Consider the following 21,659-nt stretch of genomic DNA (forward strand, 5'->3'; position numbering starts at 1 on the left):
CAGCCATGGAGACCATGCAGGGACGCGTCGCGGTGGTGACGGGATCGGCGTCGGGAATCGGCAAAGCGCTGGCGCTGAGCTTTGCTGACGAAGGTGCCAATGTCGTGCTGGCCGACATCGAAGAGGGCCCGCTGCGCGATGCGGAAGCCGAGGTTGCTGCCCACGGCGTCGAGGCGCTGGGCGTCGTCACCGACGTCACCAGCTCCGATTCGGTCGGCGCACTGGCACAGGCAACCCTCGACCGCTTCGGCGCGGTGCACATGGTGTGCAACAACGCCGGCGTCGGCGGGGGAGGGCTGATCCGCAACCAGCAGCTTGTGGACTGGAAGTGGGTTGTCGACGTGTGCCTGTGGGGTGTGATCAATGGCATCCACCACTTCTTGCCGCACCTGATCGAGGCTGAGGAATCCCACGTGATGAGCACCGCGTCGGTGGCAGGGCTCATGGCGGTGCCGGGCCTCGGCCCGTACAACGCCGCCAAGTACGGCGTCGTGGCGATCATGGAGACGCTGCACCTAGAGATGCAGCGAGACCACAACGCGGATGTCGGCGTGTCTGTGCTGTGCCCCGGCGTGGTTCGCACCAACATCGCCACGGCGCAGCGGAACCGCCCTGAAGAACTGCGTCGTCAGCGCCGAGAGCGTCCCGCAGGTGAGGCTCGTACCGAGACGGCCGACGCCCGCCGCCGCAACGCCAACATCGCAGCGGCGCTCGAGCGCGGCATGGACCCGGCAAACGTCGCCGCCAAGGTGATCGAGGCCATGTACGAGCGTCGTTTCTGGGTGCTGTCGCATCCCGAGCTGCTCGCAGACGTCAATCATCGCAATCAGCAGCTCGCCGACCTTGAGAACCCCACCCTGCGGTCGAGCTTCACCGACGGCGAGCAGTAGCGCCGGCCGCGGTCGCTCGGCGAAATCCGAGCGCCGTCGCAGTCGCCGGACTGCGCATTCGGTCAGTGTCAGTGGGAGTTCTGCGGCGCGAGCTCGGTTTGTTCTGAGTCGGCGGCCGAATCGCTAGCGGAGCTGCGCAGCGCCCTGATGACGCCGGTGACCAGCAGGGTCACCAGCAGCATGACCACGGTTGCGAGCGCCATGGTGGCGCCTGCCGCGGTGCCATGGTGATAGCTGACGAGCAGGCCGATGATCGCTGCGACAGCGCCAAGGCCGACGGCGGTCATCATGATGCGCGGCACGCGTCGCACCAGCAGGCTCGCAGTTGCGGCGGGGGCGACCAAGAACGCAAACACCAGCAGGCTGCCGACTGCCTCGAACGACGAGACGATGGCGATAGCGAGCAGCGTCAGCAGCGCAGCGTGCGCCAGCCTGGGCCGCATTCCGGCGAGCCGAGCTTGGGCCTCGTCGAATGTCGTTACGAACAGGGCCCGGTGCAGGACCACTGTTGCGCCGACCGAGATCGCGGCGGCGATGGCCTGACGGCGGAGATCTCCACCGTCGATACCGGTGATCGACCCGAACAAGAATCGCGTCAGATCGCCCGAGTAAGCACCGGCGCCGCTGGACATGATCACCACTGCGAGCGCCAGGAAACCGACGAAGAGCACGCCGATGGAGGTGTCTTCGGACAGCGGCGAGAAGTTGCGGATCAGGTTGATGCCGCCCACGATGAGCAGCGCAGCCGCCAATGCACCGAGCGTGGTGCTGAAGCCGATGATGTACGCGAGCGCGATGCCGGGCAGCACGCCGTGCGCGAACGCGTCACCCAACAAGGTCATGCCGCGCAGCACGACCCATGTCCCCACGACCGACGTGGTCAGCACCGCGAGCAGCGCGGCCCACAGCGCCCGTTGCATGAAGACGTTGTTCGTGAATGGCTCAATCCACCACGCGATCGGGTCGGTCAGGAACTCCACGTCGCTCCCCGTGGCTGCATTGCGGCGCTCAGCCGTCCGACGCCAGCGCAGCCACGACGGTCTCGGCGTTCGTCACCAGCAGTTCGATGTAGGTGCCGTTGGGGCTGCCAGCGGGTCCGAGCCCGTCGGTGACCAGGACGACGACTTCGACGTCGCCGACTTGGCTGGCCAGCGAATCGACAGTTGCGGAGGTGTGGGCCATCTCGCCGAAGATCGCCGTCACGCCTTCTCGCTCGATGATCTCGGCGAGTTCTTCGAGGTGGGCGATACTGGCCTCGGCGGCCGAGGTCGCTGCGGGGAGCACCGTGCCCACTACCCGGAAGCCGTAGCGGTCTGCGAAGTAGCTCAACGAGTCGTGGTTGGTGACCAGCACCCGTTGCTGCGGCGCCAAGCCAGCCACAATGTCGACGATCTGGGCGTGGGCAGTCTCGAGTTCGGTGGTGTAGCTCGCCAGGCAGGCTTCGATGTCGGATTCGGCGATGGCTGTGGCGTCGGCGATCGCGACGGCGAGCGCCTCGAGGGTTCCCAAGACGCGGACCGGATCGAACCAGAAGTGGGGGTCGGCGCCCGCGGCGTGGTCGTGTTCGTCTGCCTCGTCCTCGGGGTGGTCCCCGGCGTCTTCGGGTTCCCCGGCGTCATCGGCGGCGGTGATCGCATCGAGATGGTCGCCGACGCGGAAAACCGGTGTTCCCGATTCCTCGACGGCTTCGAGTGTGTCAAGCAATGACGCCTCGAGCCCGAGGCCGTTCGCCACGACGAGGCCGGCGTTGGCCACCGTCGCGCGGTCGGCCAGCGACGGTTCGTAGGTGTGCGGATCGGTACCTGGAGGCGTCAGGGTCACGACATTCACGACGCCGCCGCAGGCGATGTTCTGGGTTACATCGGCCCAGATGTCGGTGGTTGCAACGATGGTCGGCAGGTCTGCGCCGGGGCCGTCGCCTGAGTCGTCGCCGTTGCTGCTGGCACAGGCAGTTGGCAGCACAACAGCAAGGGCCACAAGCGTCAACAGCAGGCGTGGCCGGCGAGTTCGCCAGCGATGGCTCCGATGCGGCTCGATTCGAGGCGAGCGGAACGCTGCACTGCCGGAATTCCGCACGGTCGGGAATATACTGGGACTCATTCTCATCTGCAAAGAGCTGGCCCGGCCGGATCCGACCGGTTCGTGTCGCCGCAGGACGCATCCGCAGAAAAGGCGGCGCTGACGTGTTCACACTCGACGACGTCACAGTGTCGTTCGGCAGCCGCTCAGTGCTCGACATCGACTCGATGAGATTCGACTCCGGAGCCGCAGTGGCGTTGATGGGCTCGAATGGTTCGGGCAAGACCACGCTGCTGCGCCTGCTCGGCGGCTTGCTGTCGCCCACCTCCGGCACCGTTCGCAAGGACTATGACGTCACGGTCGGCTACGTCAGCCAGCACCACCACCCGCATGCGTTCATGCCGATGACCGTCAGCGAAGTGCTCATGATCGGCAGGTTCCGCGAGCGGGGACTGCTGGGGAGGATGCGCAAACAGGACAGGGACGCGATGGACATCGCCGCCGAGCGCCTCAAGGTGGCAGACCTGCGCAAGCGCTCGTTCGGTCAGCTCTCGGGCGGGCAGCGCCAGCGGGTTCTCATCGCGGCGGCGCTGGCGTCGCAATCGGACTGCCTTCTGCTCGACGAGCCGATCACCGGTCTGGACATCCCCAGCCAGGACATCGTCCTCGAAGTCGTCGACGCCGAGCGCATGCGCAACAAGCTCGTCGTGCTGTCGACGCACCATCTCAGCGAGGCGCGTCTGTGCGAACGGATTGTGCTGCTCAAAGGCGCCGTGATCGCAGACGGCAGGCCCGAAGAGGTGCTCAACGAGGAGAATATGGCCGCCGCGTTCGGAGCCAATGCAGTGACCCGGCTGGAGTTCGGCGAGGGTGACGACACGTCGTCGCTGCTGGTCCTCGAAGAACAGGGTCCGATGCGCGACTCCGATTTCGGCCTCGCCAGCCACATCGCCGAGGAATCGGAGCGGTTGCTCGGGCCGCGGACGCGGCCGTGACGAAGCAGTCCGCGGACGCGGCCGTGACGGAGCAGTCCGCGGACGCGGCCGTGACGGAGCAGTCCGCGGACGCGGCCGTGGCGAGAGATCTCGGCGAATTGCACGACAGCGTTGCGGCGCGACTGCGAGAAGCCGATCAGCGTTACACCGACGGCCGGCGGCAACTCATAGAGGCGCTGGCCGCGGCCGCGAGGCCGGTGCGGTTGCCCGATATCGAGTCGATGGCACCCGACTTGGCGCGCAGCACGGCGTATCGAAATCTCGAGGCGCTCGAGCGCTGCGGCGTGGTGCATCGGCTCGAGACCGGGGGCGATCGTGCGTATTTCGAGCTGGCCGAGTCGCTGCTGGGTCATCACCATCACCTGATCTGCGTGGCCTGCGGCGCGATCTCCGACATCGAACTCGACGCCAGTTTCGAAACACGCATCGACGAAGCGCTCGCGACTGCCGCGAGCGGGTCGGGCTTTACACCATTGCGCCACAATCTGGACCTCTACGGACGGTGTGCCGACTGTGAAGCGGCCCGCTGAGTCTGGCGGCATGACCGAGGGTGCGCCCGGCCATTCGGCACACCTGCCATAGGCTGAGCCGCATCTCACAGCAGCATCATCACGACTTGCGCGAGGTGTCGCGTCGGCGGTTGAAGGTCGCGTTCGTTCTGACGATCACGATCGTGGCTGCCGAGGTCGTCGGCGCTGTGGTGTCCGGGAGCCTGACGTTGGCGGCCGACGCCGGCCACGCCTTCACTGATACCGCCGCGATCGGACTCGCGTTGGCGGCCACATGGGTCGCTGGGCGTCCGGCGTCGATGAAGCGCACCTTCGGTTTCGAGCGTGCCGAGGTGCTCGCGGCAGCGGCCAATGCGCTGTTGTTGTGGGCGGTCGCAGCGTGGATCGGCTGGGCAGCCATTGGGCGCTTCATCGATGGGTTCGGCGGAGAGCCTGTCGAAGTCGCCGCGGGCTGGGTGCTGCTTGTCGGCGGCATCGGCCTGCTGGTCAACATCGCGGCGGCGTTCCTGTTGCGCGGCTCTTCAGCCCACAGCCTCAATGTGGAGGCGGCGTTCCGGCACGTGCTGGCGGACCTCATGGTCTCGGTCGCCGTGATGGTCTCCGCCGCAGTGATTCTGATCTTCGGCTGGTGGTGGGTCGATCCGGCGATCAGCGTCCTGATCGCCGTGCTCATCGTGCTGAGCTCATGGAAGCTGGCCGCCTCGGTGTTCGAAGTGCTGATCGACGGCGTGCCCAGAGATGTCGACCTCGAAGCCCTGTGCGCCGATATGGAACGCGTTCCCGGCGTCACCGTGATGCACGACATCCACGTCTGGGCCGTTACTTCCGGCTATGTCTCGATGAGCGCCCACGTGCTCACCGATCCGGACCACGACGCCGACCACAACGAGGTTCTGGGCGAGCTGCGGCGGATCGCGAAAGACCGCCACGGCATCTCACACGTCACCCTGCAGTTGGAGACGTCTGAGGATGCCTGCACCGAAGATCACCACCTGGACCGCCAGCGGACCTAGCAGGCCCCACGTTCGGGCAGGCTGCGCCGGATCTCAGACGGCGGCGCGCCTCGTTTCGCGCCGAGCCCACAGTTGGCAGGCGAGGGCGAGCACGCCGTAGACGAAGTAGCTCACGCCGATCGGCATCACGTCGCCGTCGATCGCTCGATCGGTGATGGCGGCGAGCACTGCGCCGACCCCTGTCGTGCAGAAACCCACGACCGCTGCGGCCGTGCCAGCCATCGCGCCCATCGGTTCGAGCGCCAGGCTGATGGCCACCGGAAAGAACCCGATGAACGAGGCGTTTGCGAGGCTGAAGAGCAGGATCCACACTCCGATCCTGGGCAGTCCGCTCGCTGCCGCAGTGGCCGCGAGCAACGCGCCCGATGTGACCACAAGCGCGACGCCAGATCTGAGTGCGAGCGGACCTGCTTCGACCCGGCGCAGCATCCGGTTGGTCATGACCGACACGCCCGCGGCGATCGTGCTCATCGTCGAGAAGTAGGGAACGAACCAGCTGGGCCGGCTGTACACGTCGACGAAGATCAGTTCGGAACTGGCCAGGAACGAGAAGAACGCGCCGAATCCGAACGTGACCGCCAGCGTGTACCCGAGGGTCGTGCGGTTGGCGATCACGCTGCGAAAGCCGGCGACCGTGTTGCCGACGGTCAGCGGCCGGCGATTCTCCTCAGCGAGCGTCTCGGGCAGCCGTAGCGACCACAGCGCCAGCACACCTGCGCTCACGGCGCCGAAGACCATGACGTAGCGCCACGATCCCAGAGCCACGAGGCCCTTGCCGAGGATCGGTGCGAGGATCGGCCCAAGGAAGAAAGCGGTCTGGATGAGCGTCATCGCCCGGGCCATGGCCGTGCCGCTGAAGCGGTCGCGCACGATTGCCTGGGTGAGTGTGCGCGGACCTGCGGCGGCAAAGCCCCACACGAACCGGCTGGCCAGCAGCACCTCTAGCGATGGCGCCAGTGCTCCCACCACGGCGGCCGCCGCATAGAGCCCCAAGCTGACGAACAACAGCGGCTTGCGACCGATGGCGTCGGCCAGCGGACCGTAGAAAAGGGTGCCCACTGCCATGCCAGCGAAGAACAGGGTGAGTGTGAGCGAGAGGCGAGTGGAATCAGAGTCGAGCCCGAAGGCGGGTCGCATCTGCTCGAATGCGGGCAGCAGCGTGTCGATGGCGATCGCCGCCATGGCGCTCGCGAGTGCCATGAGCAGGATGAACTCGCGCTCGCCGACGCTGCCGCGCGACCGCGGGGTTTCGGCTGGAGCGCCGGAGGACGATGGCGTCGAGCTCAGGCGCGAGCCTGCTCGTCAGTGACGATCGGGGGTTCGGTTGACCAGGGGAAGTTAATCCAGCGGTCGGTGTGGCGCCAAACCCAGTCGCAGTCGACCGTGGACCACGGCTTCTCGTACAGAACGGCGGTGCGGACGCTGCGCACCCGCGGCAGGCAGAAGTCGTAGACCATCTTGAGGGTGTGGCCGGTGTCGGCCACGTCGTCGGCGATGAGGATGTCCGAGTCGCGGTGGTCGACGAGATCGGGCGTGGGCGGCAGCATGATCGGCACTTCGAGACGCTCGTCGACGCCGGTGTAGTACTCGCAGTTCATGACGTAGATGTTCTTGACCGACAGCACGTAGCCCAGCGACCCAGCGCAGAACAAACCGCCCCGGGCAATAGCCAAGATCATCTCGGGCCGGTAGCCGTCGTCGGCAATCGCCTGCGCCAGCTCGCGCACGGCCACCCCGTACCCGCGCCAGTCCATCACTTCCCGCTCTTCCGCGTCCGTCGCCTCGCTCACGCGCCCTCCCAGGCTGTCGCCACTGTCGTGTCCGCACGCTAGGCGCGCTCCGCCCACGCATACACGACTGAGCCATCCCGTACACACCCAGAGGCAGGCATACGCTGTCGAACGTGTCGGACAGTGGCCGGGAACTTCGAGTACCCCGCACAAGCGACGACTGCGTCGCCGTACGGAACTGCCGTTGGCACGAGCGCGAACGCTTTCGGAGTCCGGCTCGTTAGATGGCTGAATCGCACCGCAGCATCACTGAAGAGGAGTTGAGCGCGCGCCTGTCGGATGAGCTTCAGTCGCTCGGACGGGCAGGGTTGTCGGAGGACGAGGCGTTCCTGGTTGCCGTCAGGCGGCTGGCTCTGAGTGATCCGGAGGTTCGGTCGTTCGCGAGAGAGCATTTCGCCGGACTGTGGGATGATTCCGAGCCCGAATCCTCAACGGAAGTCGCTGAATCTGAGATCGCAGTTGCATCACTAGCCCCCGACGGCGTGGTACCCGCTCGTCGAGGTCGCGGCCGGCAAGACATCTGGGTCATGGCTTGTTTTGCGGTCGCAGCTGCGGTAGCAGTCAGGGTCCCAGTGTTGTTCGGCTTGGAACTCGGTGACGGCGAAGACGGCAGCTTCTACGGCCGCAACCTGGGAGTGCTGGTGCTGCCCGCCCTGGCCGGATGGTTCGCCTGGCGTCAGCGCCCCCCGAGATGGGTCTATGTGGTGCTCGCAGGGGTGTTCGGGGCAACCACCGTGGTCATGAACTCATACCCGTTCAGCTCAGACCGAGGCACCCCGGTGACCGAGGTGCTTGCGGTGTTCCACCTGTTGGTGCTGCTCTGGCTTGTCGTCGGGCTCGCCTATCTCGGCAAAGACTGGCGCTCGCCAAGCCGCAGGAACGACTACGTGCGCTTCAGCGGCGAGTGGGTCGTGTACTACGTCTTGATCGCATTGGGCGGCGGCGTGTTCTTGGGACTGGCCGCTGGCGCATTCATAGCGATCGGCTTCTATCCCGGCACGGCCCTCCAGTGGGCAGCCACCGCTGGCGCTGCTGGAGCGGTGGTTGTCACTGCGTGGCTCGTCGAAGTGTGGCAGGGCGCGGTCTCGAGGATCTCGTCGATGCTGGCGTTCATCTTCACGCCGCTGTTCGCGGTGATGCTGGTCGTGTTCCTGATCGCCCTGCCGGCCAGCGGTCAGAGCATCCAAGGCGATCGCGAGGTCCTCATCACGTTCAACGTGATCCTCGGGCTCGTCGTCGGCCTGCTGTTGTTCTCCGCCGCCGCTCGGCGCGCTGATGCCCGGTTAGGCCTGTTCGACGCCGCTTCGGGAGTGCTCGCGGCGGCGGGGCTTGCCACCAACGTGATCACGTTCATCGCCATTCTCGGGCGGATTGCGGACTATGGATGGAGCCCAAATCGAACCGCCATCGCTGGCGTCAATGCCATCTTGTTGGTGAATCTGGCCGGAAGCGTGTGGCTGTACATCGCGCTGTGGCGCCGGCAGCGATCGTTCGCCGACATCGTGCGCTGGCAGACGGCCCACTTCGGCGTCTACGCCGCATGGGCGGCAGTGGTCGTAGTGGCCTTCCCGCCGATCTTCGACTTCGCGTAAGCCGCGTCGGTTCACCTGAGCTTGTGTGCGCGTCGTCCTGTCGTGCTGGTGCCGTGGCCATCTCGGCTGTGACCCAGTAGACGAGCGAGGCGACCACATGCGCTTGGTACAAGGCCGCCCCCAATGCTGGCGCTACGGTCGCTTGGGTGAGTTCTTCAACACCCGAACGGTCAGCGCGTTTGGACCCGATACCGGGAATCTTGGAGATACTCGACCGTGCTGCGATGACGGGCACCAACAAGCTCGGGCTGTTGCTCACACTCATCGATCTGGCACCCGCACTCGAAGGCGATGCGCCAAGCGTCACTCAGACTCGGATTGCACAGCGCTACCTGGAGATTCACTGGGAGCACGCCCGCCCGTACCCCTACGGCGGCAGAACAGTCACTCTGCGTCAGAGCTCGGCACGCAAGAGGCGCAGCGACGGCACCGTCGCCGATGACACAACTGTCATGCAGGAGATCCATGGGCTCAGGGAGCTGCTGGAATGCGGTGACTGTGGCGATCTCCGGGAAAAGCCACTCGAGATCGTCGAGCGAAGGTTGGACGGCACCGACCTGCAATCCGAATGGAAGGAGGCGTACGAAACGGCGCTCGCAAAGGTCCGAGCAAACCTGTTGAGAAATCCGGTACGACTGCTTCAGCGACTTCCGGGAGACCCCGAACCGTTCTTGTATGACGTGACAAGTGACAAGTCAGCGCTCACATTTCTTCCAGGTGTTGCTCGGAGCCTCACACGATTCGCAGGTGTGCTCCGTCCGTTGATTGAGTTCAGATTCGCCCAGGCGGTCATGAGGATCAACCGCGAGACGCTCCAGTTGCCGATCGACGATGTCTATTCCCACCTGTTCGGCCGCGACCGAATCATGCCGTCGCCGAAGATGCGTCAGGGTCTCGTCGAGATCCAACGGGGACAATGCATCTTTACGGACATTCGGTTGCCAAAGGCCGGCGGTTCCTTGGACCATGTGGTGCCATGGTCACGGGCACGTCTATCTCAAATAGAGAACTTTGTCATGACCACGCCGAGCGTCAACAGCAGCAAGTCTGACTCGCTACTCGCACCCGCTGCGATGGAGCGATGGTTCCAGCACATCGACACGAATTCCGGGGAACTCCAAGAGTGTGCTGACGAGCACGGTTGGCTGACAGATTTTGACAGTGTCCGTCGCGTGGCGCTCCACATCTATAGGGCACTCGACGCGTCGACCGGCGTCTGGGACTTCGAGTACGGAATTCAGCTACTCGGAGTCGACGGCAAACGCGCGGTGCTCGAACTACTCAGTAGCCCCGCATCGTCGACCTGATGATGGCGGGCTGGCAGTAGTTGCCCTGTTCGTCGGCCGCCTCGCATGCCTGGCCTGACGTACCCGCCCGGGGAGATCGTCTCCTTGTGCGGTAGCTACTGTGGCGCCGTCGCCGGACTGGCAACGGCAAGACCCCAGAAGTGAGGAAACCCATGGAACTAGGCGAAGCAGCACTCACGTCGATGACGACTCGGTATTACACCGACGACCCGGTGTCCGATGAGACGCTGGAGCAGGCGTTCGACTATGCCCGACACGCACCCCAGGGCGGCAACCGCCAGCCGGTGCGGTTCATCGTCGTGCGAGATGACGACAAGAAGCGGCAACTGCAGGAGTGGTACCTGGAACCGTGGAAGGCGTACCTGGGGCTGGCTCGTTCCGGCGACATCGAGATTGTCGGAGACAAGGCGAAGCGCCTGCTCGACAGCGCCGACTACTTCGCCGAGCACTTCGCAGAGGTGCCGGCCATCGTCGTGGCATGCGGCTACATCGACGGGGTGCATCCCACCGACACCGAGCTGGGCCGCCTGAGCATCGTGGGCGGCGGCTCGATCTACCCCGCAGTGCAGAACTTCCTGCTCGGCTGCCGCGAGGCCGGCCTTGGCACGGCGCTCACCACGCTGCTGTGCATGTACGAGCCGCAGGTCGCCGAGATGCTGAACATCCCCGAGGGCGTGGCCACCGCAGCTCACATCGCCGTCGGCTACCGGTCCACGCCGTTCCCCCGCAAGCTCGACCGCCTGCCGCTCTCAGAGGTCGTCTTCAACGAGACCTGGGGTGACTCCACCTACTAGCCCGTTCCCCAGCAGCCTCGTGTGCCGCCAGCGCGAAAATCACTAGAAATAGGTGAAACGGCGCATTAGGACTGGCACATGCCACGCGCCAATGCACTAGCCGCAAGTAGTGTTTCCTTACTTCTTGAAAATGGTAAGGAAACCGACATGCAAATCATGGCGCGGGTTACCTCCAAGGGGCAGGTGACCATTCCCAAGAGAGTCCGCGACGCGCTGGGAATCAATCCGGGCGATGCCGTGTTGTTCAGGATCGAGTCTGAACGGGCGGTCATGCAGCGCATCCCCGATCTCATCGAACTCGCAGGAAGCGTGGAGGTACCCCCGGAGAAGCGCGACATACCGTGGGAAGAAGTGCTTGCACAGGCCCATGAAGCCTGGGCACGCGAGGCAATGGATATCGACGAGTCGTGACGGCGTTCGTCGACACCAACGTCCTCGTTCGTCAGCTCACAGGGAGCCCGCCTGAGTCCGCAGCCGCATCTGCACGGCTGCTGGCCTCTGGAGAGACACTGCTGCTGCCGGATTTGATTCTGGCCGAAACGATCTTTGTGCTCCAGTCGTTCTATGCAATGCCGCGTGCACGCGTGGCCGAGTTGACTCGAGGTGTGTTGGCCACGGGTGCGCTTCAGGTAGAAGATCCCGCGGTGCTGTTTCGCTCCATCGAGATCTACGAGACATACCGTCTGGCATTCGCAGATGCCTACCTCGTGGCTTCGGCAGAGGAATCCGGCATTGGCAGAATTGCTTCATTCGATCGCGGTATCGACCGGGTGCCCACCGTCGAGCGAGTCGAGCCGTAGAACCCAACCGAGTCGAGACACGAGACAACAGCGCCGTCGGTCGATGGGCGGGCCAGTGGAAGCTCTAGCGTTCTCGTCGGCCGGCGACGAGACGCGCATTGGGGCCCGAGAAGGGGAGTGCGACATGGCGATGACCGACCAGCAGCGGCGGGAAGCAGCTGCGGCGTTGCTGCATGCCGAGAACACCCGCGAGTGGATCGATCCGATCACCGACACCTACCCGGGTGCCGACAACGAAGACGCCTACGCCATCGGCCAGTACGTTACCGACGCCAAAGTCGCGGCCGGTCGGGTCATCAAGGGTTACAAGGTGGGCCTCACATCAAAGGCCATGCGTTCGACCTCCGGCGCCACCGAGCCCGACTACGGAACGCTGTTCGACGACTGGTTCCTTGACGAGGGCTCCGTCGTGCCCGCGTCGATCCTGAATGTGCCGCTGGTGGAGATCGAGATCGTCTTCGTGCTCAAGTCCGACCTCGGCGGCCCGGACACCAACGCCATCGACGTGATGCGCGCCACCGACTTCATCCTGCCCGCCATCGAGGTGGTGGACCGGCGTTACAACCGCCGCAGCACCCAGGCCGGCGTGGTCGACAGCATCGCCGACGCTGCCTCGTGCGGTTTCATCATCGTGGGCGGTCGCCCGACCGAGCTCACCGACATCGACATCCGGCACATCGGCGGCGCGCTGTACCTCAACGGCGACCTCGAAGAGTCCGGCACCGCGGCGGCCGTCATGGGCAACCCGCTCAACTCGGTGGCCTGGCTGGCTCGCAAGCTCGACGAGTTCGGCGTCACGATGTCAGCCGGTCACGCGATCTTGTCGGGCTCGTTCATCCGAGCCCGAACGATCCGCCCCGGCGACGCCGTCGTCGCCGACTTCGGCCCCCTCGGCCAGATCAGCTTCGGAGTAGGGCAGCCCGAAGCCTGAGACTCAGCGGCTTCGGAGAACCCGAAGCCCGAGGCTCGCCAGCTCAGTCCTCGACGTAGGCCATGAAGTCGCAGGAGATCTTGACGGGCCCGCTGCCTTCCACCTTCATGTTGTAACGGGACGGCCGCGAGTCCGGGTCGGGAAAGCGCTCTACCCACGGCCCGTTCAGCGCCGGGCGTGACGCCGCAGGATCGGTGACGTAGAACGTCATCTTCGCCATGTCGTCCCAGGTGGCACCGGCGCCGGTGAGCATCTGACCCACATGTGTGAACAGGTTGTCGATCTGCTCCTCCAGGCTGTCGGGGACATCCCGCGACCCTGGATTGGTGGGCGGTGTGATGCTGGACACCACCAGCGGTCCGATCCGCGTCGCAGCGGGAATCGGGTTTGCGTGTTGGAAGCTCTCGATCTCAATCGACTTGCGTGCCATGGTTGCTTGCTCCTCGGTACTGGTTGCTTGGTCTGGCGGCCGGCTTAAGCGCCTTGGACGACGACCATCTGAAATTCGGCGGCACCAGCCCGGACATCGCGGGCGTGGCGGTACTTCTCGGAGTCGTAGAACTCCTTCGCCGAGTCCATGTCGGGGAATTCCAATACGACGAGGCGCCGGTTCTCCTCGGGGCCCTCGAGGGTCACCGACTCGCCCCCGCGCACGATGAATTTCCCGCCGCACTCGGCGACAGCGGCCGGCGACAGCGCCTTGTATTTCTCGTACTGGTCCGGATCGGTGACGTTGACCCGCGTGATGACGTATGCAGCCACGATGTTCCTTTCGGTGCAGGTGCCGGACTTGCTCTGAAACCGGGTCGTCGCGTTGTCTGCTAACTGACCGAGTTCAGAATGGCGTCACGGCCGTGCTTGAACCCGGCGCTCTCCGGTGTGTGGTTGAGCGCAAGCTCGGACTCGACTTCGCCGGCGATGCGGGAATGCCACATCTTGCGCGGCTGGGACATGTCGAACGGCACGCCTTGATGCATGAGGCGACGGTTGTCCCAGATCACGGCCTCGCCCTCGGTCCACGCGTGCTGGTAGATGCGGGGCAGCTGGCAGGCCTCGCGGTTGAGCCGGTCCAGCAGGGCCACAGACTCGTCCGGGTCCATGCCGACAATGTCATGAGCGTGCCGGCCGATCAGCAGATTGGGTCGCCCGGTGTCGGGGTGATACTTCACCAACGGCCGGACCGAGATGTCCAAGTCGTGGTAGCCGTACATGCCGTAGGTGCCGTCGTCCTTTATCTCCGGCAGCAAGCCCGCCCGGCCCTGGCTGTAGTAGAGCGAATGGTGCGTTTCCAGTGTGTGCACCAGCTCGCGGTCTTCGTCGGACAGGACCTCGTAGGCCGCCCGCATGTCGGCCCAGCCGGTGTCGGCGCCGCCTTTGGGCACCAGCTCGGCAGTGAACACAGCGCCCTTGGCCTGCAGCGGCATGTAGGTGCTGTCGTGATGCCAGCCCCAGTTGCCCTTGAGCGACTTGACCAATTCGTCGGCGGGTTCGTAGTGGACCTTGCCGTCCTTGCCGACGTTCGAGATGGGTGCCGCGTTGAATTCCAGATTGCCGAATCGTCGGGCAAACGCGTCCTGCTCGTCATTGGTCAGGAACTGACCCGAGAAGATCAGCAGTGCGTATTCCAACCACGTTTCGTGCAGTGCTGAGAAGGTGGCGTCGTCGATGGAGCGGAGCTCGATGTCGTGCACCCACGCTGCGAACGTGGCATCGACGGGTTCGATGTTGAGCGTGACAGCCGTCATGGCCGGATCGTACCACCGGGCCCAAAGTGGCTTCAGGGTGGCGACGGCGGGTGGCGACTCTGTCACCGCAGTCGACGGCGCGTCGACAATCTGGCGAGCGCGCAGCGGGCAGGCAAGACTCAGCCAGGGTGGCAACGCCCAGCAATACTCGAAGGAGCAGTCCATGGATGATCTCGCGTCGAGCAGTGGCTCGGCCGACCGGGGCACGGTTGTCGAGCGCATCGAGACGCTGTCGTGCGACGCGGCGTGGCGGAACTACTACTTCTTGAAGATCACCACCGCTGACGGCGTGGTCGGCTGGGCCGAATATGACGAGGGCTTCTCCTCACCCGGCCTCACCACTGCCATCGAAGCGCTGGCACCGCTGGTCATCGGCCGATCAGTCTTTGATCACGAGCCCATCTACCAGTACCTCTTTGCCCGTACCCGCCAGGCGGCCAGCGGCATCATCGGCGAGGCCATCGGTGCCATCGAAAACGCGCTGCTCGACGCCAAGGCCCGCACCCTGGGCGTGCCCTGCTACGAACTGCTCGGCGGCAAGGTGCGCGACCGCATCCGCGTGTACTGGTCGCATTGCGGGACCTGGCGCATCAACCTCCCTCACATCTACGGCAAGCGCATCACCGACCTCGACGGAGTTCGAGCGCTCGGAGCCGAAGTAGCCGAACGAGGCTTCACGGCGCTCAAGACCAACATCTTCCGCCACACGCCCGACGGGCTGCGGGGCTGGCTGCCGGGATTCGGCACGCCGTTCGCCCCCGAGCTGAACGTGTCACGTCAGCTCATCGGCGAGATCCGAGCGAACCTTCAGGCATTCCGGGACGGCGCCGGCGACGACATGGACATCCTGGTTGACCTGAACTGGAACGCCCGCACCGAGGGCTACGCCCGCATAGTGCGCGAACTGGCCGACTTCGGGCTCTTCTGGATCGAGATCGACTCCGACCATCCCGATGCCATGGCGCACATTCGCTCGAAAGCCGGTTGCACGATCAGCGGGGGAGAGTCGCTGTTCGGCGTGCGCGAGCTGTACCCGTACCTGGTTGCCGGATCGCTCGACGTGCCGATCATCGACGGCATCTGGAACGGCTTCTGGCAGTCCTCCAAGATGGCCGCGATGGCCGACGGCATGGGCCACAGCGTCGCCCCGCACAACTTCTACGGGCACCTCGCCACCATGATGAACGCCCACTGGGCAGCGGCCACTCCCAACATCATCATCATGGAGACCGACATCGACCGGATCGCCTGGGACGACGAGATCGTGACCGTCGCGCCGAACTACGTCGACGGCCACCTCGTGCTCGGCGATGCGCCCGGCTGGGGCACCGAACCAATCGAAGAGGCGCTCGCGGCCCACCCGCCACGGCTCAGCAGCCTCCGCGAGCGCCGCCCCCCGGCGGGCGATGACTGAGGACGCGGCACCAACGACCGGCAACGCACCACAGGTCTTCCGATTCCGGTTTGCTGACGGCGCGCCGCGCCGAACGTCGAGTGTGGGCTCACCTCACGCGGGAGAGGCCATCCGGCCGCGCGTCGAGCGCATCGCGCCCGCGCGCCCCACGCCGGCGTCGAGCCCACAACCTGAGACGCTGAGCGCCGAGCGCGTCTTACGTCGAGCCCGCCTGGCGCTCGCAACCGGCTCGTTGGCGTTCGTGCTCGGCACCGTCAACGTCACGGTGACGAACGTTGCGTTCCCCGACATCGTGCGGGCCTTCCCCGGTGTTTCAGGGGCAGTCACGGGCTGGATCGTGAGCGGCTACGCGCTCGCGTTTTCTTCCACGATCATCGTCGGTGGCCGGCTCGCGGATCGCTACGGCCGACTGGTGGTGTTCCGAATCGGCGTGCTGGGCCTGTTCGTGTCGTCGATCGCGGCGGGGCTTGCACCTGGCATCGAGTTGCTCTTGTTGGCCCGGGTGGTGCAGGGACTGTGCGGAGCGCTGACCGTGCCCTCCTCACTTGCGCTCGTGCTGCCGCAGTTTCCTGCGGCGCGCCAAGCCAGCGTCATCGGCGTCTGGGCTTCGGCGGGCATGGCGGCGTCGGGCTTGGCACCTGGCATGGCCGCCGGCATCCTCGAGATCGCCAACTGGCGCTGGGTGTACCTCACAATTGCGCCGATCGCCGCGCTCGCGTTCTTGGGCTCGCTGTGGTTTCTCCAAGAGACGGCCAAGCCCGATCGCAGCCGGCCCTTGGACTTGCTGGGCGTCGCGATGGGGAGTGTCTCGGTGTTCCTGATCGTGCTGGCAACCCTGCAGGGCCGCCACTGGGGATGGGGATCGGTCAACACGCTCGCGTGCTTCATCTGCGCCGCTGTGCTGCTGCCGCTGTTCCTGTGGCGCTCGGCCAGACACGACGAGCCGCTCTTCGATCCGCGGCTCTTTCGAGTCCGCAGCTTCGCCGTCGCCAACTTGGCAGTGTCTCTGGCGATGGTCGGAGCCTTTACGAGCTGGTTCCTGTGGCCGCAGTACCTGGTGGGGGTCTGGGACTACAGCCTTTGGGCCGTTGGCCTGGCGTTCACCCCGGCGCCGATCATCTCGGCGGTCATGGCGGTGCTCGGCGGCCGCTGGGCCGACAAGCACGGATTTCGGGGGATGATGGCCCTGGCGTCGTTCATCGCCACCTGCGGCCATCTCTGGCTGCTGTTCTTCCTGGACGAAAACGTGCGCTTCTGGTTTTCGTTCTTCCCGGCGACCGTGTTCTTCGGCCTGGGCATGGGCTTGCTGGCCAGCCACCTGAACTCCGCAGCACTCGCGGATATCAAGCCGGCCGCCATCGCGACGGCGAACGGCGTACATCAATCGCTGCGGTACAGCGTCGGGGGCATCGGCGTCGCTGTGGCCATCGCGGTGCTGGGCGGCACTCACGAGGTGCACCTCTACAACTGGCTGTGGCTGCTGCTCGGTGGCCTGCAAGCACTCTGCATACCGCTCATGGGACTTGCCTACCCCCGCAAGCGCCTGGCAGCGGCCTGAACGCTGCCGCGCGCCGGTTCCAGCACCGGTGGCTACAGCAACTCGTACACCTCGTAGACGAGCCCGCCCTCGGGAAATGAGCCGATGCCGACGGCCTGGATGGAATTCAGCCAGGCGTAGTCGCCGTCGAGGTAGGTGAAGGGAGGCTCTTCAGAGACGGGCGCCGGCGTCGGGAACCAGGGTGAGGTAAGCGGCATGTGCGGGCCGCACGTTGGCGAAATCCCGATGATTGAGGGTGGCGATTCGAGTTACGCCGAGCCGTTCCGCGACCGCCACGATGGCAGCGTCGACAAAACCGAGATTCAAATTCTCGTAGTTCTCCACGAGTTCAACGGTACGCAGCTAGTCCGCCGGCAGTAGGTCCACGATCTCGAACGCACCGTCGATCACGGCATCGAGGAAGTCAACCTCATCCTTGGTGCCCAGGCGGCTGCGGAGCATCCAACATGTCTCCGCAACTACCGGCGCTGGCACCATGAGACGCTCTTCACAGCGCAGGAGGCGGGCGCACGCGACGTAGTGTCGCTCGCCTTGGCTGCGCGCTTCGAACAGCACACTCGTATCGACGACCAACATGTCGGGCTAGTCGAGGCCGGCTGAGCGCCCCGTCGATCGAGCGCGACGACCAGCGAAGTCCTCTCTGATCGCTTGATGCTCCTTCAGAAGATCGTCGGCCAACTCCTTGCGGGCGCGATGTATATCGAACGACTCGCGGACAGGACCGTCCGCGCCGCCGATATAGGTCTCGAGAGCCCGCCGGCGGTCTGAGCGCTCGACGAGTGCGCAGATGAGCGCGGCGACAGTGACACCCCGCTCATCCGCCCGTTCGGCAAGAACCGCGGCCACATCGTCAGGGAGGTGCACAGCCATCACCATGTGGTGAAGCGTACCCATTGCCCCGAAGCGGTACGAATGAGATTCGGAATTGTGTACTTCCGCGGCTACAGCAGCTCGTACACCTCGTAGACGAGCCCGCCCTCGGGAAACGACCCGATGCCGATCGCCTGAATCTTGTTCAGCCAGGCGTAGTCGCCGTCCATCGACGTCTGGAACGTCGGCGCGGAGCGGGGTGTGCCGTCCTCGACGATCTTGCCCTGGTACTCCATCAAGATGTCGGTGCCGTCGTCGGTGCGGATGGAAATGCGCACGTCGAGATGCATGGTTCCGTCAGCCCAGCGGTACAGCCAGTCTCCCGACGGGCCGAGGATCGTGCCATTGATGCGTTCGCCGGTGACGGTGCCGCTGTCGACCGAGGCGATCATGCGGCTGCCGAAGGGACCGCCCTTGATGCGGGTTGCGCTGGACAGGTCGGCATCGATCGCCATGCTGAACAGGTGCCGTACTGGCAGTGAGGTCTCTGGCATCGGTGTGCTCCTTGCTTGTCGAATTGGGGTTGTCGGTTGAGAAATGGATGATGCGGCGGCAGCAACCGCCTCGAGTTACCGAGCTACATCGTGAAGCGCAGATTCCGGGCGGCATGCGCCCCAATCTGCTCATCGCCAGACCAGCTCACCAGACCAGCAGAAATGGGCACCTCAGGGTCGATGCGACCGCAGGTGAGATCCATGAACGCCATCGAGTCGCAATGCAGGGTGACGGTCGGATCGTCGACGTGGTCGACCTCGCGGGCCCGGCCCTCTACCTGCACGTAGATGTCGCGCTCGACGGCGCCGGTGATCTCGAACCGCATCGAGGCGTCGTCGGGGAGGCCGACCCGCTTGCCGGCGATGTAGCCAATCGACAGATGCACCTCGTTCAGTGCCATCTCGGCGGCGGGACCGCCGTTGTCGGTCGGCATCCCCAGCGGGGTGCGGCAATCGCGCTCGTGCATCCAGTGGTCGAATTCCCGGATCGACATGAAGCGGCCGTAGGTGCCCGGGCCCACCGGGGTGATCGACCCCCGGTCGAAGACCTCGTCGTCGAGCGCCTCGAGCTGTGCGGCGCGCCCGTCCCATACCTCGGCTGCCAGCGTCGTCAGCTCCGGTCCGCCCATGGCCATGGCCGCTGAGACGTAAGCAGCAATGTCGCCGAACGGAGGCGGTGTCTCGACGGACTCCGGCAGCCAGCTCGACAGCGCCTGTTCCACCGAGACCTGGTGGGCCAGCACACCATGGACCGTCCAGTCCGGGCAGTGCGACTGCACCTGCCACTGGTCGCCTTCGAGCGACCCGTAGAACTCTTTGCAGCTCGCCCAGCACGCCTTGAGGTTGTCGATGATGAGTTGTGGCTGGCTCATGAGGTCTGTCCCGTTGTGTGTTGTCAGTGCTGTGACTGGTTGTCGTCGCAAGAGTTGCTGTCGAGGGCGTCGCCGGGCCGCTCAGCCGGTCTCGGCTCGGATGCGCTCGTGGATCTCGCCCAGCCGCTCGATCATGGCATCCACCGAGCGGGCACCGGCTTGGAAGATCGCCGTGACGTTGACCGAGGCCCAGTCGAATCCCATCGCGGCAACGATTGCGGCTCGCTCGCCGATTGCATCGAGGTCACCGTAGAAGCCCTTGTCGGCGTCGGAGCGTGGTGGCGGGGCCAGCATCAGCTGCATGCCGACGGATGCGGGGTCGCGGCCGAAATCCTCCTCGGCTCGGCGGCGGATCTCGGCCATGCACTCCAGCGCTCGCTCGTCGCTGACGCCCGACGCCATCCACCCGTCACCCTTCTGGGCGGTGCGGCGCAGTGCAGCGGGGCTGTCACCGCCGATCCACAGGGGGATCCCGGCTCCCTGCGGCGACACGGGCTCCATGCCCATGTCATGGCTGTTGTAGTGCTCGCCGGAAAACTCGATGCGACCGCCTGCCCAGTAGGCCCGCATGAGGTCGATCGCCTCGTCCATGCGCTTGCCGCGGGTTCCGAAGTCCTCCTCGAGTGCGTCGTACTCGGAGTCCTGCCAGCCCACACCGATGCCGAGGCGCACCCGCCCACCCGACAACGTGTCCAACGTTGAGATCTGCTTGGCCACGAGCACAGGCTGGCGTTGCGGCAGCACCAGCACTTCGGTTGACAGCAACACGCGCTCGGTAACGGCCGCCACGTTCGCGAGCAGCATGAGCGCTTCGAGAATCGGCATGTGGGCCGGATAGATCGTGTAACGGCCTTCGCCCGGATGGCCCATCACGACATGGTCGAATGCGGCGATCTCGTCGTAGCCCAAGTCCTCGATGGCCTTCGCCAGGTCGAGCACCCGCTGGGGTCCTTCGCGGAAGGCGATGGACGGGAAGTCGACGGCGATCTTCATGCGTGGAGCTCCTCCGGCCAGGGCCCTGTGCTCAATCGGGCCTGTGCTCAATCGGATGCAGTGGGCAGGCGGACCCTAGCTGTCGCCGGCATGAGCAGTCTTCCGTCCGAGGTGTGCTCGGCGATCTCCAATTCGACGACGCCCGACTCCGAATCCACGGACGTGACCGTGCCCGAATACACCAGTTCCTCGCCTGCGAGCCCGCTGGCGCGGTTCTGCCAGGTGACGCCGAGCAGGCGCGCTCGTGGCCCGGCCCAGTCCGTCACGTACTGCGTGAGCCACGCCCCTTGCAGCGGACCATGCACAATGATGTCCTCATGCCCTTCGAAGCGGGCATATTCGCGGTCGTAGTGGATGCGATGCGGGTTGTGGCTCGCCGCGCTGTAGAGAAACAGCTGCGCCTCGTCGGGGAACTTGTGCATGGTCGCAAGTTCGTCTCCGACGCTGAGGTCGGCGAGACGGGGTGCTGATGCGCGGTCGCTGTCGAGTGCGCTCATCGTCGGGTCCTTTCGTGTTGGATCATCCGGCGATCCGTGTTGGTCGGGTCATCTGGCGATGCCGATCATGCGGGAACGGGCGACTTCGTCGCCGAGCTGGTTGACAAAGGTGGTCTCGCGCACATGCAGGACGAAGGGCCCCTTGCGGCCTTGCTTCTGGTCAAGCGCGGCAAGTCGAGTCGTGGCGGTGATCTCGTCGCCGATGCAGACCGGCTCCGCGAAGTCCCATTCCTCACCGCCGAACATCACCCGGTCGACGAGCAGCCGCACGCGGGTGCCATCGGGGTACAGGCCATCTGTGCGCAGGTCCGTCGCGGTTTTGGGCTGCACCACCGCATGGATGACGTAAGTGGGTGGCGCCACCAGCGTCCGGTACCCGCCAGCCTGGGCTGCCACCTCGTCGAAGTAGATCGGATTCTCATCACCAACGGCGAAGGCGTAACGCTGCGCCTCCCGCCGGTCGATGACCACGGTGACCGGCCCCGACAGCACTTCTCCTACGCGAGCCAGCGACTCGGCCGGAATCAGCGATTCGCTCATCTTGCTGACACTAGGTCGCCCGCATGTCGTATCGCC

General features: G+C 65.3%; 28 protein-coding genes. 12 read left to right on the top strand and 16 right to left on the bottom strand.

Features of this window, described 5'->3' with window-relative positions:
- Positions 1-5: 5 nt before the first annotated feature.
- A complete protein-coding gene (locus tag ACQY5K_RS17530; RefSeq protein ID WP_428118014.1) occupies positions 6-890 on the top strand; it encodes an SDR family NAD(P)-dependent oxidoreductase in 885 nt (294 codons plus the stop codon).
- A 68-nt stretch (positions 891-958) separates the two neighbouring features.
- Here the strand turns inward: ACQY5K_RS17530 and ACQY5K_RS17535 are convergent, their stop codons facing one another.
- Entirely contained in the window at positions 959-1,870 is a 912-nt protein-coding gene (locus ACQY5K_RS17535) for a metal ABC transporter permease (RefSeq protein ID WP_428118016.1), read from the bottom strand.
- A 28-nt stretch (positions 1,871-1,898) separates the two neighbouring features.
- Positions 1,899-2,867, bottom strand: a complete 969-nt coding sequence (locus tag ACQY5K_RS17540) for a metal ABC transporter substrate-binding protein (protein ID WP_428118018.1) — start codon at positions 2,865-2,867, stop codon at positions 1,899-1,901.
- A gap of 17 nt (positions 2,868-2,884) precedes the next feature.
- Here ACQY5K_RS17540 and ACQY5K_RS17545 point away from each other — a divergent pair, with 17 nt between their 5' ends.
- Genes ACQY5K_RS17545 through ACQY5K_RS17555 form a run of 3 tightly spaced genes read left to right on the top strand, consistent with a single transcriptional unit; the run spans position 2,885 to position 5,426 of the window.
- Positions 2,885-3,904, top strand: coding sequence for a metal ABC transporter ATP-binding protein (locus tag ACQY5K_RS17545; RefSeq protein WP_428118020.1), 1,020 nt, complete (start codon positions 2,885-2,887; stop codon positions 3,902-3,904).
- Entirely contained in the window at positions 3,901-4,434 is a 534-nt protein-coding gene (locus tag ACQY5K_RS17550; RefSeq protein ID WP_428118022.1) for a Fur family transcriptional regulator, read from the top strand. Before ACQY5K_RS17545 ends, ACQY5K_RS17550 begins: the two co-directional genes overlap by 4 nt.
- Positions 4,435-4,454: 20 nt before the next feature.
- A complete protein-coding gene (locus tag ACQY5K_RS17555; protein WP_428118024.1) occupies positions 4,455-5,426 on the top strand; it encodes a cation diffusion facilitator family transporter in 972 nt (323 codons plus the stop codon).
- A gap of 33 nt (positions 5,427-5,459) precedes the next feature.
- Here ACQY5K_RS17555 and ACQY5K_RS17560 read toward each other — a convergent pair whose 3' ends face one another.
- Entirely contained in the window at positions 5,460-6,626 is a 1,167-nt protein-coding gene (locus ACQY5K_RS17560) for an MFS transporter (protein WP_428118026.1), read from the bottom strand.
- An 83-nt stretch (positions 6,627-6,709) separates the two neighbouring features.
- Positions 6,710-7,180 carry a phosphoribosyltransferase gene (locus tag ACQY5K_RS17565; protein ID WP_428122744.1) on the bottom strand — a complete coding sequence of 157 codons (471 nt, stop codon included), beginning with the start codon at positions 7,178-7,180 and terminating at the stop codon, positions 6,710-6,712.
- A gap of 260 nt (positions 7,181-7,440) precedes the next feature.
- Here ACQY5K_RS17565 and ACQY5K_RS17570 point away from each other — a divergent pair, with 260 nt between their 5' ends.
- From ACQY5K_RS17570 to ACQY5K_RS17595, 6 genes are all read left to right on the top strand, one after another.
- Positions 7,441-8,808 (top strand): hypothetical protein, encoded by a 1,368-nt coding sequence (locus ACQY5K_RS17570; RefSeq protein WP_428118028.1) that lies wholly within the window; start codon positions 7,441-7,443, stop codon positions 8,806-8,808.
- A 146-nt stretch (positions 8,809-8,954) separates the two neighbouring features.
- Positions 8,955-10,115, top strand: coding sequence for a hypothetical protein (locus ACQY5K_RS17575; RefSeq protein ID WP_428118030.1), 1,161 nt, complete (start codon positions 8,955-8,957; stop codon positions 10,113-10,115).
- A 152-nt stretch (positions 10,116-10,267) separates the two neighbouring features.
- Positions 10,268-10,909 (top strand): nitroreductase family protein, encoded by a 642-nt coding sequence (locus ACQY5K_RS17580; RefSeq protein ID WP_428118031.1) that lies wholly within the window; start codon positions 10,268-10,270, stop codon positions 10,907-10,909.
- A gap of 147 nt (positions 10,910-11,056) precedes the next feature.
- Complete coding sequence (locus tag ACQY5K_RS17585; protein ID WP_428118033.1) at positions 11,057-11,320, top strand: AbrB/MazE/SpoVT family DNA-binding domain-containing protein; 264 nt, start codon at positions 11,057-11,059, stop codon at positions 11,318-11,320.
- The gene (locus ACQY5K_RS17590) at positions 11,317-11,709 is read left to right on the top strand and encodes a PIN domain-containing protein (protein WP_428118035.1); all 393 of its coding nucleotides are present in this window, start codon (positions 11,317-11,319) and stop codon (positions 11,707-11,709) included. Before ACQY5K_RS17585 ends, ACQY5K_RS17590 begins: the two co-directional genes overlap by 4 nt.
- A gap of 124 nt (positions 11,710-11,833) precedes the next feature.
- Positions 11,834-12,640, top strand: coding sequence for a 2-keto-4-pentenoate hydratase (locus ACQY5K_RS17595; RefSeq protein WP_428118038.1), 807 nt, complete (start codon positions 11,834-11,836; stop codon positions 12,638-12,640).
- 43 nt (positions 12,641-12,683) lie between these two features.
- On the opposite strand, the gene ACQY5K_RS17600 is transcribed toward ACQY5K_RS17595, so the two are convergent.
- The 3 genes from ACQY5K_RS17600 to ACQY5K_RS17610 are packed head-to-tail and all read right to left on the bottom strand — an operon-like array spanning position 12,684 to position 14,385.
- Positions 12,684-13,070 (bottom strand): RidA family protein, encoded by a 387-nt coding sequence (locus ACQY5K_RS17600; RefSeq protein ID WP_428118041.1) that lies wholly within the window; start codon positions 13,068-13,070, stop codon positions 12,684-12,686.
- A gap of 44 nt (positions 13,071-13,114) precedes the next feature.
- Entirely contained in the window at positions 13,115-13,402 is a 288-nt protein-coding gene (locus ACQY5K_RS17605) for a DUF1330 domain-containing protein (protein ID WP_428118044.1), read from the bottom strand.
- A gap of 59 nt (positions 13,403-13,461) precedes the next feature.
- Entirely contained in the window at positions 13,462-14,385 is a 924-nt protein-coding gene (locus ACQY5K_RS17610) for a TauD/TfdA dioxygenase family protein (RefSeq protein WP_428118047.1), read from the bottom strand.
- 163 nt (positions 14,386-14,548) lie between these two features.
- Between ACQY5K_RS17610 and ACQY5K_RS17615 the strand changes: the two genes are divergently transcribed.
- Both ACQY5K_RS17615 and ACQY5K_RS17620 read left to right on the top strand, forming a co-directional pair.
- Positions 14,549-15,799: a mandelate racemase/muconate lactonizing enzyme family protein gene (locus tag ACQY5K_RS17615; RefSeq protein WP_428118049.1), complete on the top strand. Its 1,251-nt coding sequence runs from the start codon at positions 14,549-14,551 to the stop codon at positions 15,797-15,799.
- On the top strand, positions 15,792-17,357 hold the full coding sequence (locus ACQY5K_RS17620) for an MFS transporter (protein WP_428118052.1): 1,566 nt from the start codon (positions 15,792-15,794) through the stop codon (positions 17,355-17,357). Before ACQY5K_RS17615 ends, ACQY5K_RS17620 begins: the two co-directional genes overlap by 8 nt.
- 32 nt (positions 17,358-17,389) lie before the next feature.
- On the opposite strand, the gene ACQY5K_RS17625 is transcribed toward ACQY5K_RS17620, so the two are convergent.
- The 9 genes from ACQY5K_RS17625 to ACQY5K_RS17665 form a co-directional block, all read right to left on the bottom strand.
- Positions 17,390-17,554: a hypothetical protein gene (locus ACQY5K_RS17625; RefSeq protein WP_419920726.1), complete on the bottom strand. Its 165-nt coding sequence runs from the start codon at positions 17,552-17,554 to the stop codon at positions 17,390-17,392.
- Positions 17,508-17,681, bottom strand: a complete 174-nt coding sequence (locus ACQY5K_RS17630; RefSeq protein WP_428118055.1) for a hypothetical protein — start codon at positions 17,679-17,681, stop codon at positions 17,508-17,510. The genes ACQY5K_RS17625 and ACQY5K_RS17630 overlap by 47 nt, the downstream gene beginning before the upstream one ends.
- Positions 17,682-17,699: 18 nt before the next feature.
- The gene (locus tag ACQY5K_RS17635) at positions 17,700-17,933 is read right to left on the bottom strand and encodes a PIN domain-containing protein (protein WP_428118057.1); all 234 of its coding nucleotides are present in this window, start codon (positions 17,931-17,933) and stop codon (positions 17,700-17,702) included.
- Positions 17,934-17,939: 6 nt separating this feature from the next.
- Positions 17,940-18,233, bottom strand: a complete 294-nt coding sequence (locus ACQY5K_RS17640) for a hypothetical protein (protein WP_428118060.1) — start codon at positions 18,231-18,233, stop codon at positions 17,940-17,942.
- A gap of 65 nt (positions 18,234-18,298) precedes the next feature.
- Complete coding sequence (locus ACQY5K_RS17645) at positions 18,299-18,721, bottom strand: DUF3237 domain-containing protein (RefSeq protein WP_419920723.1); 423 nt, start codon at positions 18,719-18,721, stop codon at positions 18,299-18,301.
- Between the two features lie 83 nt (positions 18,722-18,804).
- On the bottom strand, positions 18,805-19,593 hold the full coding sequence (locus ACQY5K_RS17650; protein ID WP_428118062.1) for a maleylpyruvate isomerase family mycothiol-dependent enzyme: 789 nt from the start codon (positions 19,591-19,593) through the stop codon (positions 18,805-18,807).
- Positions 19,594-19,674: 81 nt separating this feature from the next.
- Positions 19,675-20,586 carry an LLM class F420-dependent oxidoreductase gene (locus ACQY5K_RS17655; RefSeq protein ID WP_428118065.1) on the bottom strand — a complete coding sequence of 304 codons (912 nt, stop codon included), beginning with the start codon at positions 20,584-20,586 and terminating at the stop codon, positions 19,675-19,677.
- Positions 20,587-20,633: 47 nt separating this feature from the next.
- Positions 20,634-21,083 (bottom strand): MaoC/PaaZ C-terminal domain-containing protein, encoded by a 450-nt coding sequence (locus ACQY5K_RS17660; protein WP_419920720.1) that lies wholly within the window; start codon positions 21,081-21,083, stop codon positions 20,634-20,636.
- 48 nt (positions 21,084-21,131) lie between these two features.
- On the bottom strand, positions 21,132-21,623 hold the full coding sequence (locus ACQY5K_RS17665; protein WP_428118068.1) for an FAS1-like dehydratase domain-containing protein: 492 nt from the start codon (positions 21,621-21,623) through the stop codon (positions 21,132-21,134).
- Positions 21,624-21,659: the final 36 nt, after the last annotated feature.

The organism is Candidatus Poriferisodalis sp. (genome assembly GCF_965262965.1).
GTDB lineage: Bacteria > Actinomycetota > Acidimicrobiia > Acidimicrobiales > Poriferisodalaceae > Poriferisodalis.

Excerpts from the sequence above, each read along its gene's own strand:
- ACQY5K_RS17530 (WP_428118014.1), top strand. The coding sequence starts at position 6 with ATGGAGACCATGCAGGGACGCGTCGCGGTGGTGACGGGATCGGCGTCG.
- ACQY5K_RS17580 (WP_428118031.1), top strand. The coding sequence starts at position 10,268 with ATGGAACTAGGCGAAGCAGCACTCACGTCGATGACGACTCGGTATTAC.
- ACQY5K_RS17615 (WP_428118049.1), top strand. The coding sequence starts at position 14,549 with ATGGATGATCTCGCGTCGAGCAGTGGCTCGGCCGACCGGGGCACGGTT.
- ACQY5K_RS17570 (WP_428118028.1), top strand. The coding sequence starts at position 7,441 with ATGGCTGAATCGCACCGCAGCATCACTGAAGAGGAGTTGAGCGCGCGC.
- ACQY5K_RS17640 (WP_428118060.1), bottom strand. The coding sequence starts at position 18,233 with ATGGTGATGGCTGTGCACCTCCCTGACGATGTGGCCGCGGTTCTTGCC.
- ACQY5K_RS17610 (WP_428118047.1), bottom strand. The coding sequence starts at position 14,385 with ATGACGGCTGTCACGCTCAACATCGAACCCGTCGATGCCACGTTCGCA.
- ACQY5K_RS17650 (WP_428118062.1), bottom strand. The coding sequence starts at position 19,593 with ATGAGCCAGCCACAACTCATCATCGACAACCTCAAGGCGTGCTGGGCG.
- ACQY5K_RS17645 (WP_419920723.1), bottom strand. The coding sequence starts at position 18,721 with ATGCCAGAGACCTCACTGCCAGTACGGCACCTGTTCAGCATGGCGATC.
- ACQY5K_RS17565 (WP_428122744.1), bottom strand. The coding sequence starts at position 7,180 with ATGGACTGGCGCGGGTACGGGGTGGCCGTGCGCGAGCTGGCGCAGGCG.
- ACQY5K_RS17655 (WP_428118065.1), bottom strand. The coding sequence starts at position 20,586 with ATGAAGATCGCCGTCGACTTCCCGTCCATCGCCTTCCGCGAAGGACCC.
- ACQY5K_RS17620 (WP_428118052.1), top strand. The coding sequence starts at position 15,792 with ATGACTGAGGACGCGGCACCAACGACCGGCAACGCACCACAGGTCTTC.
- ACQY5K_RS17665 (WP_428118068.1), bottom strand. The coding sequence starts at position 21,623 with ATGAGCGAATCGCTGATTCCGGCCGAGTCGCTGGCTCGCGTAGGAGAA.
- ACQY5K_RS17595 (WP_428118038.1), top strand. The coding sequence starts at position 11,834 with ATGGCGATGACCGACCAGCAGCGGCGGGAAGCAGCTGCGGCGTTGCTG.
- ACQY5K_RS17625 (WP_419920726.1), bottom strand. The coding sequence starts at position 17,554 with ATGCCGCTTACCTCACCCTGGTTCCCGACGCCGGCGCCCGTCTCTGAA.
- ACQY5K_RS17635 (WP_428118057.1), bottom strand. The coding sequence starts at position 17,933 with ATGTTGGTCGTCGATACGAGTGTGCTGTTCGAAGCGCGCAGCCAAGGC.
- ACQY5K_RS17600 (WP_428118041.1), bottom strand. The coding sequence starts at position 13,070 with ATGGCACGCAAGTCGATTGAGATCGAGAGCTTCCAACACGCAAACCCG.
- ACQY5K_RS17585 (WP_428118033.1), top strand. The coding sequence starts at position 11,057 with ATGCAAATCATGGCGCGGGTTACCTCCAAGGGGCAGGTGACCATTCCC.
- ACQY5K_RS17660 (WP_419920720.1), bottom strand. The coding sequence starts at position 21,083 with ATGAGCGCACTCGACAGCGACCGCGCATCAGCACCCCGTCTCGCCGAC.
- ACQY5K_RS17560 (WP_428118026.1), bottom strand. The coding sequence starts at position 6,626 with ATGGCACTCGCGAGCGCCATGGCGGCGATCGCCATCGACACGCTGCTG.